The sequence below is a fragment of the Colwellia sp. PAMC 20917 genome (assembly GCF_001767295.1).
Classification (GTDB): Bacteria; Pseudomonadota; Gammaproteobacteria; order Enterobacterales; family Alteromonadaceae; genus Colwellia_A.
Genome location: NZ_CP014944.1, coordinates 1000206 through 1012037, shown reverse-complemented (window position 1 = coordinate 1012037; position 11832 = coordinate 1000206). Strand labels below are relative to the sequence as shown.

The window sequence follows — 11832 nt, the reverse complement described above, 5'->3', positions numbered from 1 at the left end:
ATGGAGACTCTTATGCCTATTTTACCTACTAGAATACTAGTCAAAGATGCTAAGAATGTGTGCCTTATCTTAGATGATATTAGCCGAACTTGTTTTAATGCGCTGGGAGTTGTTGATTTATCTTCCGGTCAATTTTCAATTGATGGTGGGCTTAATGATATACGTGCAAAGTTAGATGATGAAGATGGGAAGCTAGTTATCGGGTTTCATTGCCGGTATGAAAAAGATATGGATTACTTTGAACAAAAAATTCAAAGATACCTAAATGATGCTTTCAGTGAACACAAAAATATGAGAGACATTTATCTCGTCAAAAAGCTGACTTAACTTTCTTTGTCCTATGACTACGGGGCACATAGCGCCTTAGGATCTTTAACCCCATTTTGTTCCGCTCCTAGCCAAAAGCGGTCATTAGAAAAGTTTGTGGGGCCGTTCAGTGCCAATCTCAGCTATACGGTTAGTTGTCTTTATTTTTAAATTGTTCTAATAAGCAGATATTTGACTTTGCGAGCATTACGGTAAATCTGAACATAAAAAATACCAAACTTTTGTGAAACCATTCAGCACTTAGGGAAATGCTCTGTTATTTTGTGAGGCAATTTTCAGCTAAAAGTAGTCGTTAGAATTTAAGTAATGAACTTTAACTCTTAGCGTAATTCGAAGAGCGTTTTCCACAAAATTGAATTTGATTGCCAACTGAGAGTGCATCACTACTGCTTTCTGGAGCTTCCCCATATATCATTTGAGTGCAAGTCGTTAATTTTATTGTTCTTATAGAGTTGGCAGCAGGCATCTACAACCTCCGAATCATATAAAATACCACTATTCTTATTGAGCTCATCCATAGCAGCAGACAAGCCTAATGCTCCTCTATATGCTCTTGATGAGGTCATTGAATCAACAACGTCTGCTACAGCGATAATCCTAGCCTCTAGTAGTATATCACTTCCTGATAGACCATCGGGGTAACCAGATCCATTTATCCTTTCATGATGTTGCCGAACAATAGTTGCAAGAGGAAAAGCGAAATCTATATGTTTTAGGATTTCTTCACCGATTACGGATTGCTGCTTTATTAACTCAAACTCCTCTTTCCTTAGCTTTCCTGCTTTAGAAAGGAGCGCTGTAGGAATTCCTAACTTACCAATATCATGTAAAATCCCAGAAAGCCGGACATTTTCTATTTGCTCTTTAGGTAACTGAAGTTCTTGAGCTATTAGTCGAGCAATATTTGAAACTCTATTCTGGTGAACTGATGTATAAAAATCTCTAGCTTCAATTGCAGCGCTTATAGTATTAATTAATTGATATAATGTACGGTTTTCCATAATTCAACCTTGAAAGTTTAGAGACCTAAGTGTCTTTGGGAACAATGAGTACAGCGGTAAACAAACCATTTCTTTGATCAAAACGAAACTCATATTTTGTTAACTGAGAGTCGGATAATTCCTTGATTGTATTTTTTAATTCAAACTGTATTTCCCCATCTTTGTTAAACCAAACACGTTCCATTATATCTTCTAAGTGAGGATAACCAGTCATGCTGACTACTATTTCCATCTCAATAAATTGATTATTATTTTCTTCACTGACACTAATATACAACGTACTTTCAAACTTGACGTCTTTTATTAACGCTTTAATTATAAACATAAATAAACTAGAAAATAGGGTTGGGTTTGCTTTTAAGTACTTACATTCTCGTGAAGAAAAGTTAATCGTTAGTTTCCTCTGCTTTAATGAGTGAGCAAAAACTTTATTGGTGTTATTAAAAAGATCAGAAATTGATATTTTTTCTTTAGAACTCTGTTGTAATTCCTTTATGCTCATAGCAGTCGATGCTATTGCTTCAGTAATAGAATTTATGCTTTTGCTATTATCACTGATTTCTTGAGCTAACTGATTAATAAAACTGGATTTTTTTGATGAGGAAATGATTTTTTCTCCAAGCTTACCTATATTATTGGATTCAAGCTTAATAGATTGTAATAATTGTTGCTGTAATTCATTATCTTTTTCAACTGTTGCTTGTTTAACGGTATCTTTTGTTTGTAATAACGCTTTTTTCAGTTCTATCAATAAGTCTACTTTCGTCTTGATATCTTGTGAATCTATATATGGATATACAAAATGTTTAAAGCCAATAGCTTTTAATGTGCTGTAGACTTCTTTGTTTATATCAATATTTCTGATTATTACTACTTCAATTTGCCCTGTAGCTATTAATTTTAAAAGTGATTTATGTGTTTCTCTGTGAGTATAAATAGTATGTTCATCGATGATTAATATATCAAGGAACTTGTCCGTTTTGGCTTGTTCGATAGTTGTCTTCAAATCTTGAAATACTTCATATTGATAGTTTTCAAAGCTATCTTTAATAACCCGTAATATGCTTCCTTTTTGATTACATACTGCTATTTTGGTCTTAAAATATTCACTCTTAGCTTTTTTAGTTTTACCTAGTCGTCCAAACTTCAGGGCATGATCAATTTTATCTTTAAAAATTTTAGTATTAAATGGCTTTACAATATATTCGTTAACACCAATTGCAACAGCTTGTTTAATCATAATTTGCTCTATGATACCTGACACCATTATAAATGGAGTATCAGGTGCAACACTATGGTTTCTTACCTTTTTGAGAAACTCCAGAGAGTTACTTTTACCTGTATACCAATCGCAGATAATTAAATCTGGTTGTTTCTTAACAAAAGCATCAAATGCAGTATGAGAACTATTGAATATTTGAATATTTTCAAACTTCAATTCATGCAAAATCGATAAGATGGCATCATTCCACTCGGCTACATGTTCAACAAGAAAAATTGTTTGGGTATTTATTTTCATACGTTAATTAGGGAATTCTTCCATTTTAAAAGCATAGTTGCTTCATGATAATAAATGAATTTGAATTTATTATCTGATAGTTTTTTCAAGAATATTATTCTCACATATAAAATATTGCTGTGTTTCTGAATATTTACCTACTAGTAATGCATGCTAAACCAAATTAATAAAGGTTTCTTGGGTCAAACAGGTAAGTTTTTAGCACTACTTGAACCTAATTCTTGATTCAAACACAAATTAAGCGGACATTACCATCAATAGATTTTTTATCTGTTTGCAGTGTTTAGAAGGCCTAGGTTTACCTTTACCATGGCAGACAACTAAGCCACAAAACGGTCATTCGTCATTAAACTGGGCGCTAACTTAAAAAGTTACACAGCGACAATAATACTTCCGTTGAACGCTGTAATAGTTGACCTGTTCGTAATAAATTAAAACGCTAAAATCACTATAGAACCATTATTAATCTTTAACATCTCGCGACAACTTTATCGGATATAGCACTCATTTAGCTGCATTAGTTTAAATGATGGGAGGGTGCTAGTTCAGTTTGGATGAAAGTGAGCAGGTACGTTATAGCCATTCAGAGTCATACAGCAAGCTCTGCTGGTTAGCTATCATTAAATTTATCCCTAATAGCTAAAAACTCATCTAGATTATCAAAAAATATATCAATTAACTTGGGATCGAAGTGCTTTCCTTTCTCATCTTTAAATAGGTTGAATATTTTTTCTTCATCCCATGCTTTTTTATAGCAACGTTCGCTACCAAGAGCATCAAACACATCGGCCAATGCCGTTATACGCCCGTATATATGTATACTTTCGCCACTAAGACCTTGCGGGTAGCCACTACCATCATACTTCTCATGATGTTCATAAGCTACGATAGCTGCCGCTTTTAGAAGTGGTCTTGATGAGTCCATTAGCATATCACGACCAATCTGCGCATGTGTTTGCATGATTATCCATTCTTCAGCATCAAGTTTACCTGGCTTATTTAAGATAGCATCGGGTATGCCTACTTTTCCAATATCATGCATTGGACTCGCCTGTTTGATAAGCTCTGCTTCATCTTCACCTAAACCAGAATAAAGAGCCAACAACTTTGAATACTCAGCAACCCTTCTTACGTGATTACCTGTCTCTTTGCTACGAGTTTCACCAATTTCCCCCATCCTGAAAATAACTTCACGCTGAGTTTCTTCTATTTCTTCGTGGAGTTGTTCGATTTCTTTTCTATCTGTAATATCGAATCTTGTGCCTATATATCCAATATGCTTTCCATCAGAATCGAATTCAGGTTCTATTTGGGACTCTACCCAATAATGTCCCCCACATTTCTTTTTATTTTTCAATACAATGTGGATACTCTTTTTTTGCTGTATTGTTTTCCATAAGTTTTCAAATACTGATGAAGGCGTATCTGGATGCCTTACGATACTATGTGATTGTCCCACCAACTCATTCAATTCGAAACCACTTATTTCACAAAATGCTTTGCTAGCATGCGTTATTTTTCCTGTTAAATCTGTTTTTGAAAAAATAACATTCCTATCAAAATCATCGAGTGTTTTACTTAATGCCTGCTCTGTATTAATACGGTCTTCAACGTCTTTTAAAAGCATGCCTAGGAATGCTGTAGCGGGTGTAAAAACAAAAATGAGCGGAAAAGCAATCAATGACACTAACCCCACAACAACATCTGCTGGTAGCTGAGTAATAAATAGTACTTCGACAACGTGCACCAAAAGGCCAAATAACAGGAGCTGTATGATGTTAACTTTCATCAAGCCTTTATGAACACAATAACGATAACCTAAACCAAGGCAGGTAGATGCGATAACGACTGCAACACCAACATAAACGCCCCCACCACCAAGAAATAACCGATAGCCACCTGTAAGGGCAGCAGCAATAACTGAAACGACTGGGCCACCGAATAAGCCCGCCATACTCAGGACTACCGTACGGGGGTCAAAAATGACTCCTGGGTTAATTTCAATTGGCAGCATCATGCCTATAATGCAAATCCCTCCAAAAATCCCCCCTGACACTACTTGTTTTATAAGTCCATTTTTTTTTATAAAACGAACGGTAAAGCTTTGTAATAAACAAAGTGACATTAGTAGAGCTGTAGCCTTGATGAGTTCAATTATCATAAGTGTAAGGGTTTCTTATTTAAAGGTTGTACTTAGTTTTCCTATGTCTTCAGCACTTTTATTTACGGCTATTCCATAGTTATTAACTTGCGAAGCAAGTATGGTGTTTTTCTTAGAAAGATCATCTATGGTATGAACACTATGCGTTATTTGATTGGCAACAACACTTTGCTCTTCAGCCGCCGTTGCAATTTGAGCTGTCATATCGCTAACATCATTAACATTGTCAATAATATTTTCCATGGCTTGTTTTATTTTAGTGCTATCTTCAGAGCATTCTTCGGCATTAGCTTTACTAGCAAGCATCACCTGACTCCAATTTTCTAACGTTTTTTGTAATTCCGTTACTGAGCTTTGGATCTGAACTGTTGCTCCCTGAGTCCTACTCGCAAGAGTTCTTACTTCATCGGCAACAACAGCAAAACCTCGACCCTGTTCACCCGCTCTTGCCGCTTCAATTGCAGCATTTAAGGCAAGTAAATTTGTTTGATCCGCGATTCCCTGAATTTCAGACATGATCGTTGAAATTTTATTGACATCGGTTACCAATTCAAGCGCATTACTGGCAGCTTTTTCAACATCATCCGCCAAACAATTAATTTTGTTTTGGCTGATTTCGATAACATTGATATTTTCCCGACATTCGTTTTGTACGATTAAAACTTTGTCATGTGTCTGATTGGTATTTAAACTGACTTCAGCAATCGTCGCACTCATTTCAGTGATCGCGGTTGCAAATTGTGCAAGATGTGAGTTCTCTTCTTCTATACTTTCGAGCATTTCTATTGAAGCGCTCTGTAATTTAGTAGCAAGCCTTACCAGTTCCTGTCCGGAATCATGACTTCGTCCTAGTATTGTTCTTATCCGAGCTTTATATAATTCGAGAGGGTAAGCGATAATACCCAATGCTCCCTTTCCCGAGAAAATTAGACGTGACGGACTATCAAATAGTTTTTTCGTGGTCGTGACATAATTTGGAAAGGTGAACAGTTCGGGTGAAAAAACCAGAGAAAGCAAAGCGATAAAAATTAGCAACATGATAGATGGAACGATTGAACTTGTATATGCCCAAACACCAAAAGATGCCAGAGTAATGAGAACAATAGCAAATAACCTTCTCAGGTTAACGTTAGTCTCTAAACCTGAGACTGAACGCCCATTGTTCAGGGTATCGTATAGCTGTTGAGCGTTTTGTTTTTGCTCGTGACTCGGCAATGTTCTAACGGACTGATAGCCAATAACTTTTCCATTTTCATAGACGGGGGTTACGTAGGCATCGACCCAATAGTAATCACCATTTTTACAACGATTTTTAACCATGCCTCGCCAAGAGTTATCTTGTTTAAGTTTACTCCATAAATCAGCAAAAGCAGCTTTAGGCATTGATGGATGTCGCACTATATTGTGATGTTGTCCAACGAGTTCATCAAGAGAGTATCCGGCAATTTCACAGAACGCCTTATTCGCGTAAGTTATTCTACCATCGAGATCGGTAAGAGAAACTAATTGCTGAGTTTCCGAGAAAACTTGTTCGTTATTTGAGGTGTGACTCATCACATTCCTTTATTAGGGTTTGCTAATTTAGCTATCATTAAATTAGTGAATTATAATATAGTATTTATCTAATAAAAAGTCATATTCACTAACTAATTCGTTATTTAATAGGTTATTAACAATCAAAGCACACGAGATTAACTTACATACAAAACAACCTTGCTTAACGAGACAATTAAACTACATATAAAGCCATGTGGCGTTTTTTAAATTATTTTTAATTCCACTGTTGACTTGTCGAGGTCAACTAACTGATGCTCAGTTGACCTCGACAAACACAAACAATTTCAACATTTTTATTCCACTTAGCGCACGGAGGAGTCTTTACTCTTGAATTCATTAATGTCCGCTATCGTATCTAAGTGAACATTAGAGTAGGTGATTTTGACCTATAAAATAGGTCTTCAATGTGGAAAGTGATGGTTAGTTTCTATCTCACAATGGGGGCGTTAGCACCTTAGAGTATTTGTACTAAGTAAAAGCTTTTAGCCAAAAACTAAAATGGCGTTTCAGTTACTTTATGTACATTTGAAATTGATAGGGCATCATCAATGATTAGGTATTATCAATATGGTTAAAGAGCTAAATAGAGTCAAAACTTGAACTCTAATTTTCAGTCACAAATTTAATTACTAATGTTGGTTTACTAAAATTGAGTAAAAGTTAGTTTAGTCACAAACTTAATTCATTTTTGTACTGAGCTAAGTATATGAAAAAGAGAACTGCCTAGTCACAATTTTAATTACTTGTTGTCATTTGTTGTCATCTGTTAATTAAGTTTGTGAAAGTTTAATTAAGTTTGTGAAATTTAAAAAGGCGAATCAGCAATGATTCGCCTTTTTACTTATTACGGTTAGAAAAGAGAGCCGATATCGGCTTTCTTGTAATTCAGCTCTAATCAACGGTAACCAAAAGGTTTTATTGAAGATAAAATTTAATGTTGAATTGAACTAATTTCCCAGTTTTACGTATCTAGTCTAAATAAAAAATTAAAACAGTGAGAAACACTGTTTTATAAGACCTCAAGGAAATTCTATGAAATTACTTTTCACACTTCTTGTTCCACTTATTTTGGCCGGTTGCTCCGTGTTTGGAGAAAGTGGAGTTGAAAACGCGCCTTATACACTATTGAAATCTGATCAGGTACAGAAAATTGAAGTGCGTAACTATGAATCGTTAGTGCTAGTGTCCTCCGACATGTCAGCCGACGGAATGAACGGTGCTTTCAGGAATCTGTTCAGATATATTACTGGTGAGAATGAAGGCTCCACAGAAATAGCCATGACAGCACCTGTACTGATGGATGAATCAGAGGCAGTATCTAAGGGGACCAAAATCACTATGACCGCTCCGGTGTTTATGAAAGAGCGATCAGAACAACAAGTAATGTCATTTGTAATGCCTGCCGACTTTACAATACAAAGTACCCCTAAGCCAACCAATCCAGACGTATGGATAACAGAAGTAAAGGATTACAAAGTCGTGGTGATAAAGTTCAGCGGGCTACTCAGTGATAGTAATGTTGAAACACAAACCCAAATCCTTAATAACTGGATTGCGAAAAACGGCTATACCGCAGTTAGCGAGCCTATTAACGCAGCCTACAATGGTCCTTTCACTATCCCATGGCTTCGCCACAACGAAGTGTTAATTGAAGTAAAATAGCCCAAAATGCATTACTATTGGTTACTGTAAATGCCAGTTAGGGTATCTGTTTTCCCTCTGACTGGTTTGCTGCTGTGCAAGACGAAACATTTAAATGTCTGCTTTTTCGAATAGCGTTCACTGACCAAATAATCACAAAATCTCTTAATAGCCCCCCATAACAACTTGTACAGTTTTTGTTCGAGACGCTTCCTCCTTCTTAATAGGCCACCCATAATAACACATGCAGTTTTCGTTCAATAAACTAGACTTAAGTTACCTTTATTCAGTCAGGTGATTGTTATGCCTAAGCCTCGTTCACAACAAATTAGTTTATTGGATACACCTTATTATCACATTTGCAGTCGCACGGTACGCAAGGCTTTTTTGTGTGGCGTAGATAAGGAGACGGGTGTCAGTTTCGAGCATCGACGCAGATGGATTGAAAAACGATTATTTACATTATCTCAGGTATTTTCGATAGATATCTGTGCCTATGCTGTCATGCATAATCATTTACATATTGTCTTGTATGTTGATAGTGAGCCAATAGAGAGCTGGTCAACCGATGAGGTATTGCAACGTTGGCATCAATTATTCAAAGGGACATTATTAACTCAAAAATATTCGAACAAACAACCGCTTGATAAGTGTCAATTAGCGACGGTTGAAAGTACGGCTGAGATATATAAGCAGCGTTTAATTGATATCAGTTGGTTTATGCGCTCATTGAACGAGCCGATAGCCCGACAAGCTAACCGAGAAGACCAATGTACTGGACATTTTTGGGAAGGGCGCTTTAAATCACAAGCACTGCTTGATGAAGGGGCGTTACTGTCGTGTATGGCATATGTTGATTTAAACCCTATACGAGCAGGTATTGCGGTTACCCCAGAGCAGTCTGACTTCACCAGTATTCAACGACGCATTAAAGCGGCTATAACCGGTGAGCAACCGACCTGTTTATTACCTTTTACAGGTAATGAACCCCATCAAAAATCAACTGGCGCGGGTATTTATTTTAGCTTAGCCGATTACTTAACACTGGTTGATGAAACAGGACGCCTCCTGCGTGATAAACGTGGCGCCATCGACACGACGACGGTAAATATTCTCGCGAGGTTACACATCAATGATGAAAGTTGGCTAAAGCTTACGACGGATTTTGAAACTATCTTCACAGGCGCTGTCGGTACTGCTGAGCATTTATGTGAATTTAGTGAGCATGTTGGTTTACAGCGAACACATGGTATAGCGAATGCTCAGGCCTGTTTGAATAGCGCATAACGCTCTTGATGAATAAGACGAAACCTTACTACTATTTCAAAGTGGTGGGTTTAATTTGGCTATCATTTGATGTTTTAAGAAAGTAGTTGCGATAAATGACCATATAAACTCGCTTGACCTTATCAATAGGTAATCTCATAAGCTAAAAAGATAAGCAATGGCTTATCTTTATTATTTGTGGTTATTATGGGTGGCATAGTCATTTTATTTATTACTTCAAATTTTGCTTAAATGACTATACACAAATACAATTAAGTTAATATTGTTCACATATATAAAAGATTATTTATTAAGGCCGCGAATTAATGTTAAACACACCGAGTATGGAAATTAATAATAATCTGGCTAATCGATTACTATTAGTGATTATAATATTTTCCACTCCGGCCTTAATTAGCTCTCTTCTTAGAATTTCTAATATTGGTTTCCAGCCCATAATGGGCATTCAAATTAGTATGTACCTTATTTCAGCAGCTATATTAGTTTTTCGTCAGCAAGTCTTCTACAAAATAAAAGCTTATTTCATTACCAGTTGTTTTCTATTATTAGCCATTGGCGGCATGATTCAATTTGGTTTATTTGGTGCAGGGATATTACTGATGATTATGTACACTGCTTTATGCAGTTTACTTTTTGATCGTATTTCTGCATTAATAAGTATTGCTGTTGGATTTATCATTATTACGTCTATTGGCATTGCTTATATTACCGGCCATCTTACTTATATAGTCAATGCTCAGGAGTATCATACTTCTGTTAATGCATGGTTACTCATGTTGGGTACCACGATTTTTGTCGCGACAAATTTATATATTGTGCTGACATTTATGTCTTCTCAGTATCAACAATCATTAACTGAGTTAGATAAACAAGTTAAATTAAGAACAAAGGCTTACGAAGCTGAAAAAATTAAAGCAGAAGAAGCTAGTGAAATAAAATCGCAGTTTCTAGCTAATATGTCTCATGAAATAAGAACCCCTATGAATGGTGTATTGGGGGTGATGCAGTTATTGCGTTTAGAACATCCCAACGAAAAACAAAACACCCTGATCGACACCGCCATTTTTTCAGCCAAAAATTTATTAAGAATTTTGAATGATATTTTAGATTTTTCAAAAATAGAAGCAAATAAATTAGACATTGAAAATATCGAATTTGAACTACAGCCTATTCTAGATTCAATCTATTCAAACGTAGAGTTAGATATAGATATGAAAGGTATATCGCTCAATTTTATCAATAAAACCAGTAAAAATACGTTGTGGACAGGTGACCCTACTCGTTTTTATCAGGTATTACTTAATCTTGTAACCAATGCAGTTAAGTTTACTGATACCGGTGCCATTAATGTTTATATTACTCAAAAGAGCATCAGTGGAGTGTCGTACCTAACTTCAGAAGTGACTGATACAGGTATAGGCATGAGCACAGAAGAAATCAATAATCTTTTCCAAAATTTTAGCCAAGCAGATGCGTCGATCACTAGGAAGTTTGGTGGAACTGGGCTAGGTCTATCAATTGCAAAACGCTTAGCAACATTAATGGGAGGTAATTTAACAGTCACCAGTAAAAAAGGGGAAGGGTCAACATTCATTTTTACAATTAAATCTAAATCTAGACCTATTATCTCACCTTTAGTGGCAGCTAAACATCCAAAATTTACCGTTAACGACTTAGCACCAGACTGGTCAAATAAAAGAATATTAATTGCAGAAGATAATAGAATTAATCAAAAAATAATTTGTGCCATGTTAAAGCCGACTCATGCATTATTGCACTGTGTAAATAATGGTAAAGAAGCCGTAGACTTAGCCTTTGATTTTACCCCAGATATTATATTAATGGATATTCAAATGCCAGAGATGGATGGTGTTACAGCAAGTATTGAACTCAGGAATAAGCAATTTAATAAGCCCATAATTGCATTCACCGCAAACGTAATGAAAGGTGATATAGAACACTACCTAGCAAACGGAATGAATGACTTTATCCCTAAGCCTGTAGATATGAATCTATTATATCGAACCATTTCAAAGCTCTTACAAAGCGACCAAAAGAGTTAATCTAGATACAAGTAGGTACTAGAAAAAATAACGCATTAAGTTATTTTACGCACAGCGTGAGCCTTTAGGTCGTTGATCTTATATTAGACAATATGGTTGAAATAGAGAAATTAATTAACTCAGATTAGTTTTACTCCTCATAATAAACATAATACCTACTTAAGTGTGCAAAGAACTTAGCCATTATTATGGGTGGCAAGGTTAATCAGCATAGTTAATCAATCTAGAAGGGTTTTATCGCTAACGTTAATGATTATGTGTGAGAAAAATAGGCTT

General features: G+C 35.8%; 8 protein-coding genes. 4 read left to right on the top strand and 4 right to left on the bottom strand.

What is annotated here, in order from left to right; translation table 11 throughout:
- The first annotated feature begins 12 nt into the window (after window positions 1-12).
- On the top strand, window positions 13-327 hold the full coding sequence (locus A3Q34_RS04305; protein WP_070374231.1) for a hypothetical protein: 315 nt from the start codon (window positions 13-15) through the stop codon (window positions 325-327).
- A gap of 383 nt (window positions 328-710) precedes the next feature.
- On the opposite strand, the gene A3Q34_RS04300 is transcribed toward A3Q34_RS04305, so the two are convergent.
- The 4 genes from A3Q34_RS04300 to A3Q34_RS04285 form a co-directional block, all read right to left on the bottom strand.
- A complete protein-coding gene (locus tag A3Q34_RS04300; protein ID WP_070374230.1) occupies window positions 711-1328 on the bottom strand; it encodes an HD-GYP domain-containing protein in 618 nt (205 codons plus the stop codon).
- A 25-nt stretch (window positions 1329-1353) separates the two neighbouring features.
- Window positions 1354-2847 carry a response regulator gene (locus tag A3Q34_RS04295; RefSeq protein ID WP_070374229.1) on the bottom strand — a complete coding sequence of 498 codons (1494 nt, stop codon included), beginning with the start codon at window positions 2845-2847 and terminating at the stop codon, window positions 1354-1356.
- Window positions 2848-3457: 610 nt separating this feature from the next.
- Window positions 3458-5008, bottom strand: a complete 1551-nt coding sequence (locus A3Q34_RS04290) for a LytS/YhcK type 5TM receptor domain-containing protein (RefSeq protein ID WP_070374228.1) — start codon at window positions 5006-5008, stop codon at window positions 3458-3460.
- Between the two features lie 15 nt (window positions 5009-5023).
- Complete coding sequence (locus tag A3Q34_RS04285; protein ID WP_070374227.1) at window positions 5024-6562, bottom strand: methyl-accepting chemotaxis protein; 1539 nt, start codon at window positions 6560-6562, stop codon at window positions 5024-5026.
- Between the two features lie 1035 nt (window positions 6563-7597).
- Here A3Q34_RS04285 and A3Q34_RS04280 point away from each other — a divergent pair.
- The 3 genes from A3Q34_RS04280 (at window position 7598) to A3Q34_RS04270 (ending at window position 11556) form a co-directional block, all read left to right on the top strand.
- Window positions 7598-8227, top strand: coding sequence for an SOUL family heme-binding protein (locus A3Q34_RS04280; RefSeq protein WP_070374226.1), 630 nt, complete (start codon window positions 7598-7600; stop codon window positions 8225-8227).
- A 282-nt stretch (window positions 8228-8509) separates the two neighbouring features.
- Window positions 8510-9493 (top strand): transposase, encoded by a 984-nt coding sequence (locus A3Q34_RS04275; protein ID WP_070374225.1) that lies wholly within the window; start codon window positions 8510-8512, stop codon window positions 9491-9493.
- 305 nt (window positions 9494-9798) lie between these two features.
- The gene (locus tag A3Q34_RS04270; RefSeq protein ID WP_083277893.1) at window positions 9799-11556 is read left to right on the top strand and encodes an ATP-binding protein; all 1758 of its coding nucleotides are present in this window, start codon (window positions 9799-9801) and stop codon (window positions 11554-11556) included.
- Window positions 11557-11832: the final 276 nt, after the last annotated feature.

Coding starts and splice junctions, on each gene's coding strand:
- A3Q34_RS04295 (WP_070374229.1), bottom strand. CDS start 2,847: ATGAAAATAAATACCCAAACAATTTTTCTTGTTGAACATGTAGCCGAG.
- A3Q34_RS04285 (WP_070374227.1), bottom strand. CDS start 6,562: ATGAGTCACACCTCAAATAACGAACAAGTTTTCTCGGAAACTCAGCAA.
- A3Q34_RS04290 (WP_070374228.1), bottom strand. CDS start 5,008: ATGATAATTGAACTCATCAAGGCTACAGCTCTACTAATGTCACTTTGT.
- A3Q34_RS04270 (WP_083277893.1), top strand. CDS start 9,799: ATGTTAAACACACCGAGTATGGAAATTAATAATAATCTGGCTAATCGA.
- A3Q34_RS04280 (WP_070374226.1), top strand. CDS start 7,598: ATGAAATTACTTTTCACACTTCTTGTTCCACTTATTTTGGCCGGTTGC.
- A3Q34_RS04275 (WP_070374225.1), top strand. CDS start 8,510: ATGCCTAAGCCTCGTTCACAACAAATTAGTTTATTGGATACACCTTAT.
- A3Q34_RS04300 (WP_070374230.1), bottom strand. CDS start 1,328: ATGGAAAACCGTACATTATATCAATTAATTAATACTATAAGCGCTGCA.
- A3Q34_RS04305 (WP_070374231.1), top strand. CDS start 13: ATGCCTATTTTACCTACTAGAATACTAGTCAAAGATGCTAAGAATGTG.